Annotated in this window: 19 protein-coding genes; 10 read left to right on the top strand and 9 right to left on the bottom strand. The window is 64.5% G+C overall.

Annotated elements, in window-relative coordinates:
* Nucleotides 1–23: 23 nt before the first annotated feature.
* The 3 genes from PZL22_RS13385 to PZL22_RS13395 form a co-directional block, all read right to left on the bottom strand.
* Entirely contained in the window at nucleotides 24–401 is a 378-nt protein-coding gene (locus PZL22_RS13385) for a DUF779 domain-containing protein (protein ID WP_003532871.1), read from the bottom strand.
* Between the two features lie 135 nt (nucleotides 402–536).
* Complete coding sequence (gene adh / locus PZL22_RS13390; RefSeq protein WP_003532869.1) at nucleotides 537–2,045, bottom strand: aldehyde dehydrogenase; 1,509 nt, start codon at nucleotides 2,043–2,045, stop codon at nucleotides 537–539.
* Between the two features lie 262 nt (nucleotides 2,046–2,307).
* Nucleotides 2,308–3,264: a helix-turn-helix domain-containing protein gene (locus PZL22_RS13395; RefSeq protein ID WP_003532867.1), complete on the bottom strand. Its 957-nt coding sequence runs from the start codon at nucleotides 3,262–3,264 to the stop codon at nucleotides 2,308–2,310.
* A gap of 324 nt (nucleotides 3,265–3,588) precedes the next feature.
* On the opposite strand from PZL22_RS13395, the gene PZL22_RS13400 reads away from it, so the two are divergent.
* From PZL22_RS13400 to pth, 3 genes are all read left to right on the top strand, one after another.
* Nucleotides 3,589–4,770, top strand: a complete 1,182-nt coding sequence (locus PZL22_RS13400) for a benzoate/H(+) symporter BenE family transporter (RefSeq protein ID WP_003532865.1) — start codon at nucleotides 3,589–3,591, stop codon at nucleotides 4,768–4,770.
* 167 nt (nucleotides 4,771–4,937) lie between these two features.
* Nucleotides 4,938–5,552: a 50S ribosomal protein L25/general stress protein Ctc gene (locus PZL22_RS13405; protein WP_003532863.1), complete on the top strand. Its 615-nt coding sequence runs from the start codon at nucleotides 4,938–4,940 to the stop codon at nucleotides 5,550–5,552.
* A 370-nt stretch (nucleotides 5,553–5,922) separates the two neighbouring features.
* Complete coding sequence (gene pth, locus PZL22_RS13410; RefSeq protein ID WP_003534513.1) at nucleotides 5,923–6,642, top strand: aminoacyl-tRNA hydrolase; 720 nt, start codon at nucleotides 5,923–5,925, stop codon at nucleotides 6,640–6,642.
* A 55-nt stretch (nucleotides 6,643–6,697) separates the two neighbouring features.
* On the opposite strand, the gene clpS is transcribed toward pth, so the two are convergent.
* A complete protein-coding gene (clpS, locus tag PZL22_RS13415; protein ID WP_003534512.1) occupies nucleotides 6,698–7,003 on the bottom strand; it encodes an ATP-dependent Clp protease adapter ClpS in 306 nt (101 codons plus the stop codon).
* 230 nt (nucleotides 7,004–7,233) lie between these two features.
* On the opposite strand from clpS, the gene ychF reads away from it, so the two are divergent.
* Nucleotides 7,234–8,337 carry a redox-regulated ATPase YchF gene (gene ychF / locus PZL22_RS13420; RefSeq protein ID WP_003534510.1) on the top strand — a complete coding sequence of 368 codons (1,104 nt, stop codon included), beginning with the start codon at nucleotides 7,234–7,236 and terminating at the stop codon, nucleotides 8,335–8,337.
* Nucleotides 8,338–8,543: 206 nt separating this feature from the next.
* Here the strand turns inward: ychF and PZL22_RS13425 are convergent, their stop codons facing one another.
* Nucleotides 8,544–8,714, bottom strand: coding sequence for a hypothetical protein (locus tag PZL22_RS13425; RefSeq protein WP_003534508.1), 171 nt, complete (start codon nucleotides 8,712–8,714; stop codon nucleotides 8,544–8,546).
* A gap of 95 nt (nucleotides 8,715–8,809) precedes the next feature.
* On the opposite strand from PZL22_RS13425, the gene PZL22_RS13430 reads away from it, so the two are divergent.
* Both PZL22_RS13430 and PZL22_RS13435 read left to right on the top strand, forming a co-directional pair.
* A complete protein-coding gene (locus tag PZL22_RS13430; protein ID WP_003534506.1) occupies nucleotides 8,810–9,265 on the top strand; it encodes a MaoC family dehydratase in 456 nt (151 codons plus the stop codon).
* Complete coding sequence (locus tag PZL22_RS13435; RefSeq protein WP_010969877.1) at nucleotides 9,262–9,732, top strand: MaoC family dehydratase; 471 nt, start codon at nucleotides 9,262–9,264, stop codon at nucleotides 9,730–9,732. The genes PZL22_RS13430 and PZL22_RS13435 overlap by 4 nt, the downstream gene beginning before the upstream one ends.
* A gap of 45 nt (nucleotides 9,733–9,777) precedes the next feature.
* Here the strand turns inward: PZL22_RS13435 and PZL22_RS13440 are convergent, their stop codons facing one another.
* The gene (locus PZL22_RS13440) at nucleotides 9,778–10,320 is read right to left on the bottom strand and encodes an adenine phosphoribosyltransferase (protein WP_003534501.1); all 543 of its coding nucleotides are present in this window, start codon (nucleotides 10,318–10,320) and stop codon (nucleotides 9,778–9,780) included.
* Between the two features lie 174 nt (nucleotides 10,321–10,494).
* Between PZL22_RS13440 and PZL22_RS13445 the strand changes: the two genes are divergently transcribed.
* Entirely contained in the window at nucleotides 10,495–10,680 is a 186-nt protein-coding gene (locus PZL22_RS13445; RefSeq protein ID WP_003534500.1) for a DUF1059 domain-containing protein, read from the top strand.
* 18 nt (nucleotides 10,681–10,698) lie between these two features.
* Here PZL22_RS13445 and PZL22_RS13450 read toward each other — a convergent pair whose 3' ends face one another.
* From PZL22_RS13450 to PZL22_RS13460, 3 genes are read right to left on the bottom strand one after another with little or no spacing between them, the layout of a single operon-like run.
* The gene (locus PZL22_RS13450; RefSeq protein ID WP_003534498.1) at nucleotides 10,699–11,958 is read right to left on the bottom strand and encodes a CCA tRNA nucleotidyltransferase; all 1,260 of its coding nucleotides are present in this window, start codon (nucleotides 11,956–11,958) and stop codon (nucleotides 10,699–10,701) included.
* Entirely contained in the window at nucleotides 11,955–12,587 is a 633-nt protein-coding gene (locus PZL22_RS13455; protein WP_003534496.1) for a CoA pyrophosphatase, read from the bottom strand. The genes PZL22_RS13450 and PZL22_RS13455 overlap by 4 nt, the downstream gene beginning before the upstream one ends.
* On the bottom strand, nucleotides 12,584–13,207 hold the full coding sequence (locus tag PZL22_RS13460) for a DUF1285 domain-containing protein (RefSeq protein WP_284718692.1): 624 nt from the start codon (nucleotides 13,205–13,207) through the stop codon (nucleotides 12,584–12,586). Before PZL22_RS13460 ends, PZL22_RS13455 begins: the two co-directional genes overlap by 4 nt.
* A 358-nt stretch (nucleotides 13,208–13,565) precedes the next feature.
* Between PZL22_RS13460 and PZL22_RS13465 the strand changes: the two genes are divergently transcribed.
* Genes PZL22_RS13465 through PZL22_RS13475 form a run of 3 tightly spaced genes read left to right on the top strand, consistent with a single transcriptional unit; the run spans nucleotide 13,566 to nucleotide 18,313 of the window.
* Nucleotides 13,566–14,579: an AAA family ATPase gene (locus PZL22_RS13465; protein ID WP_013844747.1), complete on the top strand. Its 1,014-nt coding sequence runs from the start codon at nucleotides 13,566–13,568 to the stop codon at nucleotides 14,577–14,579.
* Between the two features lie 3 nt (nucleotides 14,580–14,582).
* Nucleotides 14,583–15,503, top strand: a complete 921-nt coding sequence (locus PZL22_RS13470) for a DUF58 domain-containing protein (RefSeq protein ID WP_003534480.1) — start codon at nucleotides 14,583–14,585, stop codon at nucleotides 15,501–15,503.
* Nucleotides 15,500–18,313, top strand: a complete 2,814-nt coding sequence (locus PZL22_RS13475; RefSeq protein ID WP_003534466.1) for a DUF4159 domain-containing protein — start codon at nucleotides 15,500–15,502, stop codon at nucleotides 18,311–18,313. The genes PZL22_RS13470 and PZL22_RS13475 overlap by 4 nt, the downstream gene beginning before the upstream one ends.
* Nucleotides 18,314–18,315: the final 2 nt, after the last annotated feature.

Raw genomic sequence — 18,315 nt, forward strand, 5'->3', positions numbered from 1 at the left:
AAAAGCGAACAAATTTCCCGTGGTCAGCCGCGGGGCTGCACCAGGCAAACCTCGCCGCCACCGAACAGGCGCGAGCGGGTGAGGAAGCGCTTCTCCCGGCCGTTATCCAACGAAAACATGCCGCCCCTGCCGGGCACGACGTCGATGATCAGCTGCGTGTGTTTCCAGACCTCGTACTGGCTCGAGCTGATATAGACGGGCACGCCGTCGATCTCGCCGAGCTTCACGTCGTTGTCGCCGACGATGTAATCGTCCGCCGGGTAGCACATGGGCGACGAGCCGTCGCAGCAGCCGCCCGACTGATGAAAGAGTATATCCGGATGATCGCGCCGGATTTCGCGGATGAGGTCGATCGCCGCATCCGTCGCAAGCACGCGCGGCTCCGTTGCACCGTCGCTCAATTTGCATCTCCTCATTCGCAGAAGCCGGAAGGCCCCCGATGAAGCATCGGGAGCCCGCCGGGAGGGATCAGGCTGGCGCGGAACGAGGACGATTGCACGGCCCCGCCCGCATACAGGGAAGATACAGCGGCCGGATCAGAAGAAGCCGAGAGCCTTCGGGCTGTAGCTGACCAGCATGTTCTTCGTCTGCTGATAGTGATCCAGCATCATCTTGTGCGTCTCGCGCCCGATGCCGGACTGCTTGTAACCGCCGAAGGCGGCGTGCGCCGGATAGGCGTGGTAGCAATTGGTCCAGACCCGGCCGGCTTCGATCGCGCGGCCGAAGCGGTAGCAGCGGTTGGCATCGCGGCTCCACACGCCGGCGCCAAGCCCGTAGAGCGTGTCGTTGGCGATTTCCAGCGCCTCGGCTTCCGTCTTGAAGGTCGTGACCGACACGACCGGCCCGAAAATCTCCTCCTGAAAGATGCGCATCCTGTTGTGGCCGTGGAACACGGTCGGCTTGACGTAGTAGCCGCCGGAAAGATCGCCTTCGAGCACGTTGCGCCCGCCGCCGGTCAGCACCTCGGCACCTTCCTCCTTGCCGATTTCGATATGGGCGAGGATTTTCTCGAGCTGTTCGCTCGAAGCCTGGGCGCCGATCATGGTTGCTTCATCGAGCGGATTGCCCTGCCGGATCGCCTCGACCCTCTTTACCGCCCGCTCCATGAAGCGGTCGTAGATGCTCTCCTGTACCAGTGCCCGGCTCGGGCAGGTGCAGACCTCGCCCTGGTTCAGCGCGAACATGGCGAAGCCTTCCAGCGCCTTGTCGAAGAAGTCGTCGTCCTCGCTGGCGACGTCCGCGAAGAAGATGTTCGGCGACTTTCCGCCGAGCTCCAGCGTGACCGGGATGAGGTTCTGGCTGGCATATTGCATGATCAGCCGTCCGGTCGTCGTCTCGCCGGTAAAAGCGATCTTGGCGATGCGCGGGCTGGTGGCGAGCGGCTTGCCCGCTTCGAGGCCGAAGCCGTTGACGATGTTGAGGACACCCGGCGGCAGGAGGTCGCCGATGAGTTCCGCCCAGACGAGGATCGAGCCCGGTGTCTGCTCAGCCGGCTTCAGCACGACGCAGTTTCCGGCGGCAAGCGCCGGCGCAAGCTTCCAGGCGGCCATCAGGATCGGGAAGTTCCAGGGAATGATCTGGCCGACGACGCCGAGCGGCTCGTGGAAATGGTAGGCGACGGTGTCGTGGTCGATCTCGCCGATCGAGCCTTCCTGCGCACGGATGCAGGCCGCGAAATAGCGGAAATGGTCGATCGCCAGCGGAATGTCGGCGGCCATCGTCTCGCGGATCGGCTTGCCGTTGTCCCAGGTTTCCGCCCGTGCCAGAAGCTCCAGATTGTCCTCCATGCGGGCGGCGATCTTCATCAGAATGTTCGACCGCTCCGTCGTCGAGGTCCGGCCCCATTTCTCCCTTGCGGCGTGCGCCGCGTCGAGGGCGATCTCGATGTCGGCGGCGTCCGAACGCGCGACCTCGCAAAGCGTGCCGCCGGTGATCGGCGTCGTGTTGTCGAAATAGCGGCCTGCAACGGGTTCGCGCCATTCGCCGCCGATGAAGTTCCCGTATTTCTGCTTGTAGGGGTTCTCGACGATCTTCTGATGCAGCATGGACTTCCTCCCTTGGAAAAGACAGCGGTGCGGTTGCTGTGGAAGGAGAGTGAGGCCGAATGCGCTTTTCCGGTAGGGCGGCGCCGCGGTTGATGGCACCGACTGTTTCAGAATTGCGACAGGTGGGCGCCTGCTGCGCTGCTGCGTCGCAGCATCGTCCGCTGGGAGCTGCCCCTCATCCGCCTGCCGGCACATTCTTCCCGCAAGCGGGGCGAAGGGACAAGCCGCACCCCGCGAAGTCCCCTCGCCCATCGCGATGCTGTCAGTTCAGGGCCAATCGCTTCATCTTGCGGTAGAGGGTCGCGCGGCTGATGCCGAGGAGATCGGCCGCCATGGACACGTTGCCCTTCGCCCGGGAGAGCGCGCGGCGCAGCGCCGCACGTTCCGCGTCCGGCAATTCGCCGCCCTCGCCCGGGAGGTCTTCCTGAAGCAGGTCGGAAGCCGGGACGCCGGCGGCGATACGCTCGTCGTCGAGCCCGAGCCACAGCCGGGCAGCCCGCGTCGCGCCGAGAACGAGATCGTCACGGTCGACCGCAAGCAGTGCAGGTCCCGCCCGGTCGACGGGTACGAGAACGATGCGGGCGCCGACGAAAGCGCGGCGGAAAAGATTGGCCTCGATTCGCGCCGCGGCATCGCGCACCGCCTGCGAGAGGATCGAAAGCGTCGCCTCGGATGCGTCGTCACGGCAGGTGGAGATGTCTATCGCCGCGGCGAGCTTGCCGCTCTCGTCACGGATCGGCGCCGTGGCGCAGCTCAGGCCGATATTGCGGCTGAGGAAGTGCTGGTCGCGCTGGATGAGGACCGGACGCTCGTCCGCGATCGCCGTACCGATGCCATTGGTCCCGACGCTCGCCTCGCTCCACACGGTTCCCGACCACAACCCGATACCGCGAAAGTCCGCATCGTCGCCGCCGGCCCCGCGTCGTTCCAGTGCAACGCCCTTTCCGTCGGTAAGCAGCAGGCAGCACCCGGCCTTGCCGACAGTGGCGAATAGCCGGTCGAGCTCGCCGGCCGCCTCTGCGATGAGGGCGCCGGAGCTTTCGCGCGCCTGCCGGAACTCGATCTCCGAAAGACGCCAGGGCGAACGCGCTTCCTCCGGCGCCAGGCCGTGCAGCGTCATGCAACGGCGCCACGATGCAGCGACCGGCGAAGTCACCGCAGCGGAAGACTGATGTGCGATGCGGTAGACCCGCTCGGAGTGGTCCCTGATTGAAGGCATTCGCTCCCTCCCTGGATCGCGGCGACCGGGCCAACCGACCCGTGGCTGATCGACGCTCACAAGCGAAGCGCGCGGAAAGAATCCACGCTTCCTCCTCCGCTTGGACAGCGTTCTGCGGCGCAAACGGGCGCCGAACTCTGCAACGGCATATTCCCCCTTTCTAACTATAGACATCGATCCAGCGGCAGGTCCACCCTGACTAAAGTCTTTCTCCCCGCACCAAGGGCACTCGGCAGGGCTGTACCGACAGGCGGTATCGACAGGCCGGATGATGTGCTACTCGAAACGATATTCCCGACTCGTCGCAACATCCGGTTGTCAGCCATGCTTCGTGATTTCTCCGTCCAAAGCCTGTTCATGGGCGTGCTGATTGCATTCGTGGGCTTTGCCAGCTCCTTTGCGGTCGTTCTGCACGGCCTTACCGGCGTCGGCGCGAACGAGGCGCAGGCGGCCTCCGGCCTGATGGCCTTGTCGATCTCGATGGGTGTCTGCGCCATCCTCGTCAGCACCGTCACGCGGCTTCCCGTCAGCATCGCGTGGTCGACGCCGGGCGCGGCCCTGCTCGCGAGTTCCGGCGTGGTGGAGGGCGGATTCAACGCCGCCGTGGGCGCCTTTCTCGTCTGCGGATTGCTGATCATCATCGCCGGCCTGTGGAAGCCGCTCGGCAGGATCGTGTCTGCCATTCCGCCGGCGCTGGCGAATGCGATGCTTGCGGGCGTGCTCCTCAGTCTCTGCTTCGCGCCGGTGAAGGCGATCGCCTTCAATCCCCTCTTCGGCCTGCCGATCGTTCTTGCCTGGGCGGTCGTCGGCAGCGTCAGCAGGCTCTATGCCGTCCCGGCCGCGCTCATCGCCTTCGTTCTTGTCGTCGCGCTTGGGATAGACATGCCGGAGGGCGCCTTGGCCGGGCTCTCCGCCGCGCTCGTTCCGCAGGCCGAGTTCGTTTCGCCTTCCTTCAGCACCTCCGCCCTGATCAGCATCGCTCTTCCGCTTTTCATCGTCACGATGGCCTCGCAGAACATTCCCGGCATCGCGGTCCTGAAGGTGAATGACTACCACCCCGATCCGGGTCCCCTCTTCGCCACGACCGGGCTCTTCACGCTGCTGAGCGCACCTTTCGGCGGACATGCGGTCAATCTTGCGGCGATCACCGCGGCGATGTGCGCCGGCTCCGATTCCCATCCCGACCGCGCCCGCCGCTACTGGTCGGCGATCAATGCCGGCATCGCCTACGTCGTCTTCGGCCTCCTGGCCGGAGCCGTCACGACCTTCGTCGGCCTCGCGCCATCGGTGCTGATCGAGGCGGTTGCCGGCCTCGCGCTGATCGGCGCCTTCTCGAGCTCCGCAGTTGCCGCCTTCACGAATGCCGAGACGCGCGAAGCAGCCGCCATCACTTTTCTCGTCACTGCCTCGGGCGTGGGCTTCGCCGGCGTGTCCGGGGCCTTTTGGGGCCTTGTCGCGGGCGGCCTGATGCTGGCGCTGGCGCGCTTCGCCAAGCGTAAGGCGTGATGCGTGCTCGGCCTAACGCCGCGCCTTGCATTTAAGTCCGTTCTCGGCTATGGACCCCGCGTCCGCGCAGACACCCTTGGAGGCAACGCGGATGAAGCCGCCCGGCGGCTTCAGGTTTTTCCGCCTTTGACGGACGAACTCTCCAAATAACACAGAAAGGTCTACCTATGAGCGAAACTTACGAGCTCAAGGCCGAGACGCGCGATCGGGTTGGTAAGGGGTCCTCCCGTGAACTTCGCCGCAACGGTCTTATTCCGGCTGTCATCTATGGTGACAAGCAGCCCCCGCTTTCCATCGCGCTGTCCACCAAGGACGTGACGATGAAGATCCATGCCGGTGGTTTCATGACCACCGTTGCGACGATCGACGTCAACGGCGAGAAGATCCGCGTCCTGCCGAAGGACTATCAGCTCGATCCGGTCCGCGACTTCACCATGCACGTCGATTTCCTTCGCGTTTCGAAGGGCAGCCAGGTCTCCGTTCAGGTTCCTGTTCACTTCGAAAACGAAGAGAAGTCCCCGGGCCTCAAGCAGGGCGGCGCACTGAATATCGTTCGTCACGAAGTCGAGCTGAACGTTTCCGCGGACAACATTCCGGAATCCCTGACGGTCGACCTCACCGGCCTCAAGATCGGTGACACCGTCCACATTTCGAACGTCAAGCTCCCCGCAGGCGCGACCCCGGTCATCGCCGATCGCGACTTCACGGTCGCCACGATCACCGGCCGCACGCAGGAAGCCGAACCGACTGAAGAAGCCGAGGGCGGCGAAGAAGAGGCTTGATCTCTGCTTCAAGCGGCCGCCCGATCCGGGCCATGCCGCGCCCCGAGTGAAAGAAACCCGTCCCATTTTCGTGGGGCGGGTTTTCTTTTGCCCGTCAAATGCTGCGCCCGCGCGCGAACCGGATAAAGTGGTATCGGAAAATAGCCGTTGACTTTGGGTGATGGCGGTGATTTTGGGCTGAAGGAAACTGGGTGTGGCGATTGCCCCTCACCCTAGCCCTCTCCCCGCTGGCGGGGAGAGGGGACTGAGAGCGGGCCGGTTGTCCCTTCTCCCCGTCATGACGGGGAGAAGGTCGCGGCAGCGGGATGAGGGGCAAATCCCCTCCCCACTCAAATATCTCGCCACAGGGCGAATGCAGGAGTTTGGCCGCATGCTGATCATCGCGGGACTTGGCAATCCCGGCCCGAAATATGCCGGCAACCGCCACAATATCGGCTTCATGGCCGTCGACGCCATTCAGCGGCGCCAGGGCTTTTCCGCCTGGTCGAGGAAATTCAAGTCGGAGGTCTCCGAAGGCGAGATCGACGGCGAACGTGTCCTGCTGATGAAGCCGCAGACCTTCATGAATCTCTCCGGCGAAGCCCTCGGCGACGCGATGCGCTTCTACAAGCTTGCGCCGAGGGACATCGTCGTCATCTACGACGAACTGGACCTTCCCGCCGGCAAGGCCCGGATCAAGACCGGCGGCGGCCACGGCGGGCACAACGGCATCAAGTCCATCGACGCCCATTGCGGCAAGGAATACCGCCGTTTGCGGCTCGGCATCGGCCATCCGGGGGTCAAGGATCTGGTCCACGCGCATGTGCTCGGCGATTTCGCCAAGGCCGACCAGGCCTGGCTTTCGCTCCTTCTCGAGGCCATCGCCGACAATGCCGCGATGCTGGTGAAGGGCGAGGATTCGCAGCTCATGAACAAGATCGCACTGGCAACGGGGGGCAAGCCCGAGACGGAAAAGCCCGTCGCTGTGAAGAAGCAGGCGGCGCAATCCCATATCCATCAGGCACGTAACACGGCCCAGCCGAAAAAGCTGCCGGTGACGGGCCCTATGGCCGACATGCTGAAGAAGATGTTCGGGCCGAAAGGGGATTAGGAAAAGTGGGAGCGGTTTTCCGCCCGCATCCGCTCCAACCGCGCCGGCCGCCGCCTCACTCCTCCGGCTCTGCCGTGAACAGCAGCGGAAAGCCCGCCTCCTTGCCGAGGTCGGTTGCCTCCTTGGCCTTGGTCTCCGCGACATCCTTCGCGCACACCACCACGACCGAAGTGCCCATCTTGTGAGCCGTCATCATCACGCGGTAGCCCGCCTCCTCGCTCATGCGGAAAACGGCCTTGAGCACCATGACCACGAATTCCCGCGGCGTGAAGTCGTCATTGACGAGCAGGACCTTGTAGAGCTTCGGCCGCTCGAGCTTCGGCTTGGTCAGGCGCTTTGCGGCTACATCATTGTCGCTCATCGATAATCCGCCGTCGATGACATGAGAAAAGCGTTGGCGGCCGCGCCGGCTGCGGGGTGGCAAACCGCGCTGCGTTTTCCGCGTCGAGTATTGCCAATATCGCCCTCCGATCCCGCGCATTCAAGTGAAACTCGCCTCCGGAGGCAATCGGAAATGCGCGAAAAGCTTGACCGTCCCTCTCCTTTATCCCATAGCCACGGCCAAGCAATCAGGAACGACGGGTTTCAGCCATGGGCTTCAAATGCGGTATCGTCGGGCTGCCGAATGTCGGCAAGTCCACACTCTTCAACGCGCTGACAAAGACGGCGGCGGCGCAGGCGGCGAACTATCCGTTCTGCACGATCGAGCCCAACACCGGCGAAGTCGCCGTGCCCGATCCGCGCATGCGCAAGCTCGCCGACATCGCCAAGTCGAAGGAGATCATCCCGACGCGCATCTCCTTCGTAGACATCGCCGGGCTGGTGCGCGGCGCGTCCAAGGGCGAGGGCCTCGGCAACCAGTTCCTCGCCAACATCCGCGAGGTGGATGCCGTCGTGCACGTGTTGCGCTGTTTCGAGGACGACGACATCACCCATGTCGAAGGCCGTATCCATCCGGTCGAAGACGCCGACACCATCGAGACCGAGCTGATGCTCGCGGATCTCGACAGCCTCGAACGGCGTGCCGAACAGACGCGCAAGCGTGCGACCGGCAAGGACAAGGAGTCGATGGCGCAGCTTCCCATCATGGAAGCATCGTTGAAGCTGCTGCAGGAAGGCAAGCCCGTGCGCACCCTGCTTTCCAAGCTCGACGCCGATGAACTGCGCATTCTCCAGAGCCTCAACCTGCTCACCTCGCACCCGGTGCTCTACGTCTGCAACGTCGCCGAAAGCGACGCGGCGACCGGCAACGAGCATACGCGCGCCGTCGAGAAGATGGCCAGGGAACAGGGCGCCGAAACGGTCGTCATTTCGGCGGCGATCGAGTCCGAAGTCGCGCAGCTGCCGGAAGAGGAAGCGAAGGAATTTCTCGCGGCGCTCGGTCTCGAGGAAGCCGGCCTCGACCGGCTGATCCGCGCCGGCTACAAGCTCCTCGATCTCATCACCTATTTCACGGTTGGACCGAAGGAGACGCGCGCCTGGACGATCCCGCGCGGCACCAAGGCGCCGCAGGCCGCCGGCGTCATCCACTCGGATTTCGAGCGCGGTTTCATCCGCTCCAACACGATCGCCTATGACGACTATATCGCCTATGGCGGCGAAAACGGCGCGAAGGAGGCCGGCAAGGCTCGCGACGAAGGCAAGGAATACGTCGTTCAGGACGGCGACGTCATCCATTTCCGGTTCAATACATAGAGCGGATGAGGAAAACCTGTGTGCGGTTTTCCTCCCGCGTCCCGCGTCTCAATTTGTCAGAACCGATCACGTTCATGATTCCAGGTCGGCCCGGCCTAAAATCATCGTGATCCAGCTGCAGAACCTGCATGGGCGGCGAACGCCGGACGGCATGCCCAAAGTGTCTCGTCATGGCCGCCTTGCTACGGCCCTTGCCGATCCGGCAATCACTCCCGCGCCGAAATAAAAGCATCAAGATCATTGACACGATCGGCTGATATGAGTCCCTTTTCGGCGGCTGCCGCCAGGGCCTTGTTCAAATCTGTCACGGGCGGATCCTTGCCGGAAAAGTTGCCACGCACGACTTTCAGTGAGGTGATCCAATGAACAATCGACATGCGCAACCTGGAAAATCGGCCAGGCTGAAGCCACGTAAGGGCGGGTCTTCGTGCGTCTGTCAGGACGCGCCGCGGCGTAAAGGAGAGAATGAGGCATGCTGTATTTCGAGGATTTCACTCAGGGCCGGCGTTTCGACTACAGCCCGGTCCTGATGCAGGCCAACGACATGATCGCCTTCGCCAGTGAGTTCGATCCGCAGCCCATGCATCTGGACGAAGAGGTCGGCAAGAGCAGCATTCTCGGCGGCCTCGCCGCTTCCGGTTGGCACACCAGCGCGGTCGGCATGCGGATGATGATCGAGGCTTTTCTGGGCAATTCATCCTCGCAAGGTTCACCGGGCATCGACTTCATGGAGTGGAAGAAGCCGGTCCTTGCCGGAGATATCCTTTCAGGCTTCAGCCTGGTCCTGGAGGCGCGCCCGTCGAAAACCAAGCCCGCGATCGGCCTCGTCAAGTTTCGCAACGAGATCGAGAACCAGAGCGGCGAAGCCGTGGCGGTTTCGGAATGCTCCGTCATGTTCAGGCGCCGCAATGGGGAGGCGCGCGCATGATGACGCTGGAGGAGCTCTACCAGGCCGGGCGCAAGGTCGTCACCGGCAGCCTGACATTCACCGCGGAGGACATCGTCCGCTTCGCCCGCGATTTCGACCCGCAACCCTTCCACGTCGATGAGGAGCAGGCGAGACAGTCGCTTTTCGGCGGCCTTTGCGCCTCCGGCTGGCATACCAGCGCCGGCTGGATGCAGTGCTTCCTGCGGTTCTGGAAGGAGGAGATCCGCCGCCTTGCAGCCGAGGGATTGCACGCGCCGAAGCTCGGCCCCTCGCCCGGGTTCAAGGAACTCAGGTGGTTGAAGCCGGTCTATGCCGGCGACACGATCACCTATGCGGTCACTCTACTGGAGGCCCGGATCGTCGCCTCGCGACCCGGCTGGCGGATCAACACGATCCTCTGCGAGGGCGAGAACCAGCACGGCGAGCCGGTCATCCGCTTCGAGAGCAAGGTCATCGAATTCGCTTGAAGGGCCGGGGCCAGCTGTTTGGTCCTAGCCTATGAACCGGTGGGCTCAATGCCCCTCGAATTCGATGAGCGTGCGCACATTGACGCCGAGCGCTTCGAGCTTCTTGCGTCCGCCGAGCTCAGGCAGATCGATGATGAAGCAGGCTGCGACGATGTCCGCACCCATCTGCTTCAGGAGCTTGGCGGCGCCTTCGGCGGTGCCGCCGGTGGCGATCAGGTCGTCGACGAGGATCACCTTGTCGCCGGGAGCGACCGCGTCCCTGTGCATTTCCATCTCGTCCACGCCGTATTCCAGACTGTAGGCGATCCGCACCGTGTCGTGCGGCAACTTTCCCTTCTTGCGAATGGGTATGAAGCCGGCCGAAAGCTGGTGCGCAATCGCGCCGCCCAGGATAAAGCCGCGCGCCTCGATGCCGGCGACCTTGTCGACCTTGGTACCGGCATAGGGGTGGACGAGCTCGTCTATCGCCCGGCGGAATGCCCGCGGGTTGCCGAGCAGGGTCGTGATGTCACGGAACATGACGCCGGGCTTCGGATAGTCCGGAATGCTTCTGATAGCGGAAATCAGTTCCGATTGAACAGCGGTCATGTGTGAATGCGGCCTTTGCTGGATCCTCTATTGCCACAGGCATAGCACCAACAAAGTGCCCGTTTACAGGATTTTCTTCGCTCGGGGTCCGGGCCGGAACAATTTGGCGAGAGCGCGGGTTGATGCTAGGCTTTTCTAGGGGAGGCTTTGCCGATTGTAGGAAGGAGGAACACCATGCGCCTATTCGAATGCGGTTCGCTCGTCCCGGGTTGCGCTTGGCACACCCGCGCTGACAATGATGCGGAAATCGTGCGCCGGGTCGTCGAGCACATGCGCGAGACTCATGGCGAGACGATCATCCGCGAAAACATGGTCGACAACATCAAGGCCCGCATCGTCGACGAAACCAAGGTCGCCTGACCGCGGCCCGAACCGGTTTCAACCCGACCGCACCATCGACTCGAGCCGGGCGACGAGGGTCGCCCGCTCGACGCTGAAGTTGCGCTCGACCCAGAAGGCTTCGAGCTCTGCCAGCACCTCCCCCACCTTAGGACCGGCGGGAACCCCCAGTTTGAGGACATCGGCACCGTTCAACGGGAAGACGGGTCGCTGCCATTTCTCCGCCCGTGCAAGGAGCCGATGAAAGGACGCGCTGTCGGCAAGGAATGCCGGATCGGTTTCGGCCTTGCGGCGCGCCGAGGCAAGTGCAAGCCTCAGCCGGACGACGATGCCTTCTGTGCCATGGCGATAGAGCTGGCGGTCGAGCGCCGCATCCGCAAGAGTAGCGGCGATTTCCGGCGCTTCGGCGAACCGGTCGAGGTAAGCGCTCTCCGCCTTCGACAGCCGCAGACGTTTGGTCATGGCCTCGAGCCGGGCGGCGTCCGGCGGGACGATCGCCGCAAGCCTCAGGAGCGGGTCCGCCCTCCAGGAGAAACTCTTCTCCGCCGCGATCAGCGCCGGGATGGCGTCGATGCCCCATTTCTCGGTCTCGGGCAGTATCTCGCTCAGGACACCCGCCTGCCGCATCCACAGGAGCGCGCGACCCGGGTCGTCGGCCGAAAGCAGCTTCTTCGTCTCCGTCCACACGCGTTCGGCGGAAAGCGTGGCGAGCTTCGCGCGGGCCTGGGCGCAGGCCCTCAGGCCCTCGGCGTCCGGACGGCCGCTGCCGTAATGCGCAAAGAAACGGAAGAAGCGAAGAATACGGAGATAATCCTCCGCCACGCGTTCGGCCGCGCTGCCGATGAAACGCACCGTCCGCGTCTCGATGTCCCCGAGGCCCCCGACATGGTCGATGATCTCGCCGTCCACACCGGCATAGAGTGCGTTGATGGTGAAGTCGCGGCGTTCCGCATCCGCTTTCCAGTCGGTCCCGAAGGCCACTTCGGCGCGACGCCCGTCGGTCGCGACGTCGCGGCGCAGGGTCGTTATCTCATAGGGAACACCTTCGATGACGAGCGTCACGGTGCCATGGTCGATTCCCGTCGGCACCGCCTTGATGCCGGCGCCCCCCGCCCGCTCGGTCACCTCCTCGGGACGCCAGGTGGTTGCCAGGTCGACATCACCGGCCGGTAAACCCATGAGGCTGTTGCGGATCGCGCCTCCGACGACCCGAACCTCGCCGCCATCGGCGTTCAACAGGTCGAAGATGCGGCGCAGATGAGGAGCCTGAAACCAGCGCTCGGCGACAATGGAAGTCATGCATAGAGCCTTTCATAGAGCATGCGGACGATCCCCGCGGTGATCCCCCAGATGTTCCTTTCGCCATAGGGCATGCGATAGAAATAGCGCTCAGCGCCCTGCCAGTGACTGCTTCCTCGTCCATGATTTCGCGGATTCATCAGGAACGACAACGGCACCTCGAACACGCTCTCCACTTCCTCCGGATTGGGCTCGAGCACGAAGCCGGGCTGAACCACCGCAAGCACCGGCGTGATGCGGAAGCCGGACATGGCCATGTAATGCGGCAGCCGCGCGACCGTCTCGACGAAACGCGGATCGAGCCCGATCTCCTCCTCGGCCTCGCGGAGCGCGGCGACTTCGATGGAGTGGTCTTCCGGATCCACCGCACCGCCCGGAAAAGCGACCTGACCGGAATGCTTGCGCAAATTCGAGGTGCGCTGGGTGAAGATGACGCTGGCGTCTTCGCCGTCGTCGACGACGGGGACGAGGACTGCGGCGTCCTTCAGATGCAGGGACTCGAGATAGGATACGATGCCCGGGTTCAGCAGGAAGTCGCCGTGATTGCGCCAGGAAGTCTCGATCGGCCCCCCCGCCTGCTGCAGCGCGCGGCGACGGAATTCGTCGGCGGAGTATGGGTGACTGCTCATCGGGACAAAGCTTCCAGCTCGGCCGCGGGCATGATCGGGAAGATCGCTCCGGCCGATCTGACGCAGAACATCTCCACCCCTTCCACCGCGATGGTCTCGCCGAGCTCGACGATGTCGTACATCACCGGTCGCGAGACGAGCGCTTCCAGCCGCCCGCGCACATGGAGATAGGGTTTGAGTTCGCGATTGTCGCCGTGGATGACGAAGCGCAAGGGATGCTCCGGCCCCGCCTCCGCCACGTCGCCGACATTCGTGCGGAAGGTCAGCACCCTGTCGCCGTCCTTCTCGGTCACGCTCATCTCGACGGCGATGAACGGCGCGTCGGCGACCCGGATGCCGACCTTTTCCACAGGCGTGACGAGGTAGGTCTTGCCGTCGTCGTCCTTGCGAAGCACGGTCGAGAACAGCCTCACCAGCGGCTGGCGGCCGATCGGCGTGCCCATGTAGAACCAGGTTCCATCGCCCCGGATTTCCATGTCGATGTCGCCGCAGAACGGCGGATTCCAGCGGTCGACCGGCGGCAACCCTCTCGCCTCGCCGCCCGTCTGCCCGGCAGCGCGTGCGATCAGCGCCGCCAGGCCGGCCGCATCGCCCGTTTGCTGAATCTTGGCTTCTGCCATCGTTCCGTCCCGTTTGGTCTCGATCTTGCGTCCGAAGCATGACGCCGTTGCCTGCTGCATGTTCCCTTGATCACAGCCGATCGAGGACAAAGCATGCAGCAGTTAAAAATGCTACAGCAAGCCTTGCGCGTCTGATAAGACGCGGCGCTGTAGCGTCGGGTATGCACCACAAGCTCGCTTCGGCGCATATGTCCGCATTCGCGCCTGGAACGCAATGTTTCAGGCTTTGGTGTCAAGCTCACGAGATAGTGCGACGGCGGCGGCTTGTCAGCCGCCCCGCGGGGTCTAAATTGAAAAACAGGAACTGGACAGCCGGCATCGGCGATCGATCCAGAAGCGGACGACCGGGAGACTTGCAATGAGTGTAATGAGAGGCGCGACCGAACTGGCCGACGAAAAGGCGATCGTCGCCGCAGCCGAGGCGGCGCTCGGAGAGATCGCGCTGGTCCGCGCCGAGATCGGCAAGGTCATTTTCGGTCAGGAGAGCGTCGTGGAACAGACGCTGCTCGCGGTACTTTCCGGCGGACACGCGCTGCTTGTCGGCGTTCCGGGGCTCGCCAAGACCAAGCTCGTCGCCACGCTCGGCACCGTTCTCGGGCTCGACAACAGCCGCATTCAGTTCACGCCCGACCTTATGCCTTCCGATATCCTGGGTTCGGAGGTGATGGACCAGGACGCGGCCGGTCATCGCTCCTTCCGCTTCATTCCTGGCCCGATCTTCACGCAGCTCCTGATGGCCGACGAGATCAACCGCGCCTCGCCGCGCACGCAGTCGGCCCTGCTGCAGGCGATGCAGGAGTATCACATCACCATCGCGGGCGACCGCAAGGACCTGCCACAGCCGTTCCACGTGCTCGCAACCCAGAACCCGCTGGAGCAGGAGGGCACCTATCCGCTGCCCGAAGCCCAGCTCGACCGTTTCCTGATGCAGGTCGATGTCGGCTACCCCGAGCTTGCTGCCGAAAGACAGATCCTGCTGGAGACGACCGGCCTCGCAGAAACCGAGGCGCGGCCGGTGATCGACGCAGGCCGCCTGCAGCAGGTCCAGGGGCTGATCCGTCAGATGCCTGTCGGCGAGAAGGTGGTCGACGCCATTCTGGCGCTGGTACGTTCCGCACGCCCCGGCAACGGCAATGCCGACACCGACAAGAATGTTGCCTGGGGACCGGGTCCGCGCGCCGGACAGGCGCTCATGCTCTGCGCCCGCGCCCGCGCGCTCTACGACGGGCGGCTTGCCCCTTCGATCGACGACGTCCTTGCGCTCGCCGAGCCGGTTCTCCAGCACCGCATGGCGCTGACCTTCGCCGCCCGCGCCGAGGGCATGTCGGTGCGCGACGTCATCGCCGACCTGGTGAAGCGGGCCAAGGGCTGACGCATGGCCTCGATCGGGCACATTGTCGCGCGTACCCCGTCCGGTGAGGTCCTGTCGCGCGCGCAGCAGCGCGCGATGCTCGTGCCAGACTGTCTCGTCGAAGCGCGCAGGATCGCCAACACGGTAATCACCGGCTGGCACGGCCGGCGCAAGCGCGGCATCGGCGAGAACTTCTGGCAGTTCCGCCCTTACAGCGACGGCGAGAGCCTTTCGCGCATCGACTGGCGCCGCTCCGCCAAGGACGACCACACCTATGTTCGCGACCGCGAATGGGAGGCAGCGCACACGATCTGGCTCTGGGCCGATCTCTCGCCCTCGATGATGTACAAATCGACGCTCGGCGCCGTTTCGAAGGAAAGCCGCGCTCTGGTGCTGATGCTGGCGCTTGCCGAAATTCTCGCCCGTTCCGGCGAGCGAATCGGCTGCCCCGGCGTGATGGAGCCGGTTTCGGCACGCAATGCCGCCGAGCGGCTGGCAACCGCAATCATCCATAGTCCGCTTTCGGAGGGCCTGCCCGATACCGGGATGATACGCGGCGCCAGCGACCTGGTTCTGATCGGCGATTTTCTCGACCCGGCCGACCGGGTGATGGAACGACTTGGACCACTCGCCCGCCGGGGCCTGCGAGGCCATGTCGTGGAGATCGCCGATCCGGCGGAGGAAGTCTTCCCCTATGCCGGCAGAACCGAGTTCACCGAGCCCGAAACCGGCGAGAAGCTGACCGCGGGGCGCGCCGAGATCCTGCGTGAGGATTACCAGCGTGCCTATCGCGCCCGCCGCGACAGCCTCGGCACGAGCCTGCGCCATCTCGGCTGGACCTTCATTCCGCACAGAACCGATCGGGCGGCGTCGGAAGCTCTGGTCGCGGTGCATATGCATCTTTCAGGCATGCCGGGCCGAGCCGCCCATGGGGGGCTCTCATGATCGGCGGCCTCGCCTTCATTTTTGCCAACCCCGCCATTCTGGCAGCACTCGTGGCACTGCCGGTGATCTGGTGGCTGCTGCGCATGACGCCCCCGAGACCTGCGGCCGAAATCTTCCCGCCGCTGCGCATCCTGGCCTCGGTGATGAAGCGCGAGGAGACACCCTCGAAAAGCCCCTGGTGGCTGACCCTTCTCAGGATGCTGATGGCCGCCGCCGTCATCTTCGCGATCGCCGACCCCGTCTTCAACCCGCGCAGCAATACGCTCGCGACCTCCGGGCCGCTGGCGCTGCTGATCGACAACAGTTGGGCAACGGCGCCCGACTGGGAGCGGCGTGTCGAGGCCGCCTCGGCGCTGATCGACGACGCCGAGGCGAAGGATGTTGCGGTTTCGATCGTCTTCACCGGAGAGCGCCAGCACGACGCGACGCCAGGCTCGGCGAGCACTGCGCGCAACCGGCTGGCGGCAGCGAGACCCGAACCGCTGCCTGCCGACCGCGGTTCCGCAATCGCGGCCTTGCAGGCGGCCTTCGAAGACGCGCCTCCCGGAACGGTCGCCTTCCTCACCGACGGCATCGAAGGGGGCGACGGCAAGACGATGGAGGCACTGGCCGGGATCGGCGCGGCCGGCCTCAAGGTGATCGAAGCGGACGGCAGCGAGGCCGTGGCACTCACCGCGACAAGCAACGAGTCCGGCGGCATGTCGGTGACGGCGAGCCGGCTGAAGACCGATGACGGCCGTTCCTTGCCCATCGTTGCCTTCGATACCCGCGGCCGTGCGATCGCCAGTGGTACGATCGATTTCGCACCCGGCGCAGCGACCGCCAAGGGGATGATCGAGGCCCCGTTCGAACTGCGCAACGACTTCGCCCGCATCGGCATCGAAGGAGCCGCGACTGCCGGCGCCCAGCATCTCCTCGACGACGGCTTCCGCCGCCGTCGCGTGGCTCTGTTGAGCGGCGAGGCACGTGACCTGTCGCAGCCGCTGCTCTCGCCGCTCTACTATATCAATCGGGCGCTCGCCCCCTATGCCGATCTCGTCGAGCCCCGCCAGAGCGATCTTGCCGTTGCGATTCCGGAGCTTCTGGAGCAGCGTCCCTCGGTTCTGATCATGGCCGACATCGGCCGGCTGCCGGAAGAGACCTACCCCCTGCTTGCGAAATGGATCGACAATGGCGGCACGCTGATCCGCTTCGCCGGCCCCCGGCTGGCAGCCGCACCTGCCGACGATCCGCTCGTCCCGGTCACCCTTCGCCAGGGCGAACGGGCGCTCGGCGGCGCGCTCTCCTGGTCCGAACCGCAGCCGCTCGCCGATTATCCCGGCAACAGCCCCTTCGCCGGCATGGCCCGCCCCACTGACATTCTCGTCAAGCGGCAGGTTCTGGCCGAACCGACAGCCGATCTGGCGGAGCGCACATGGGCAAACCTCGCCGACGGCACACCGCTGGTCACGACTGCGACACGCGGGGCCGGCCGCATCGTGCTCTTTCACGTCAGCGCCGAGGCCACATGGTCGAACCTGCCGATCTCGGGCCATTTCGTTGAGATGCTCCGCCGCAGTGTCCAGCTTTCGCGCGGCGGCGGTATCGCCAGCGACGGCAAGGCCGTGAAGGCGCAGACCTTGCCGCCCTACCGGCTTCTGAACGCCGATGGCGTGCTCGTCGCCGAGACGGGCAACGCCCGTCCCCTCGACATCGTGCCCGGCAAGGCACCGGCCGCGACAGCCGACAATCCTCCGGGGCTCTACGGCTCCGAGGACGGCTTCACGGCGCTCAATCTCTTACCGCGCGACGCCGAGCTCAAGCGGATCGACATGACCACCGCCGGCCCCCATACCTCCGAGCGGCTGGCCGGTGCGGAAAGCTGGTCGCTGAAGCCGGCGCTGATGACGCTCGCCCTCCTGCTGCTGCTCGCGGACGCCCTGATCGTTCTCTTCATGGGTGGCGTCTTTTCACGCGCTCGGATGGCAAGGGCCACTTCGGCAATCATCATGGTCCTCGCCGGAACCTTCTTCCTAGCCCCGCCGCAGGCCTATGCCGACGACGCGCGCCCGGACGACCAGCGCATCCTCGAGCGGCTGGACACCACGCACCTCGCCTATGTGGTCACCGGCGAGGAAGAGGTGGACCGCCTTTCCGAAGACGGGCTGAGAGGCCTCACCGACTTCCTGACCTATCGCACCACGCTCGAGCCCGGCGCACCCGTCGGCCTTGACATCTCCAAGGACGAATTGAGCCTTTACCCCATCATCTATTGGCCGATTTCCGCCAGCGCGCCCATGCCGAGCCCGCAAGCCGTCAGCCGAATCGATGCCTATATGCGGGCGGGCGGCACGGTGCTGTTCGACACGCGTGATCAGTTTTCCTCGCTCGGCTCTTCATCGACCGGAACCAGCGCGAACACCGAACGTCTCCAGGCGATCCTCGGCAATCTTGACATACCGCCGCTGGAGCCGGTTCCGGCCGACCATGTCCTGACCAAGGCCTTCTATCTGCTGACGAATTTTCCCGGCCGATATACCGGCAGCCCCCTCTGGATCGAATCCCAGCTCGATAGTCGCGAGGAACCGAGCAACCGGCCGGCGCGACCGGGCGACGGGGTGACGCCGATCATCATCACCGGCAACGACTTTGCCGGTGCATGGGCAGTGGATTCGAACGGAGTCGCACTGCTGCCGACCGTGCCGCCGGACGAAATGCAGCGCGAATACGCCTTTCGCTCCGGTGTCAACATCATGATGTACATGCTGACCGGCAACTACAAGGCCGACCAGGTGCACGTGCCCGCCCTGCTCGAGCGGCTCGGACAATGAGG

This window comes from Ensifer meliloti (assembly GCF_030064585.1).
Taxonomy (GTDB): Bacteria; Pseudomonadota; Alphaproteobacteria; order Rhizobiales; family Rhizobiaceae; genus Sinorhizobium; species Sinorhizobium meliloti.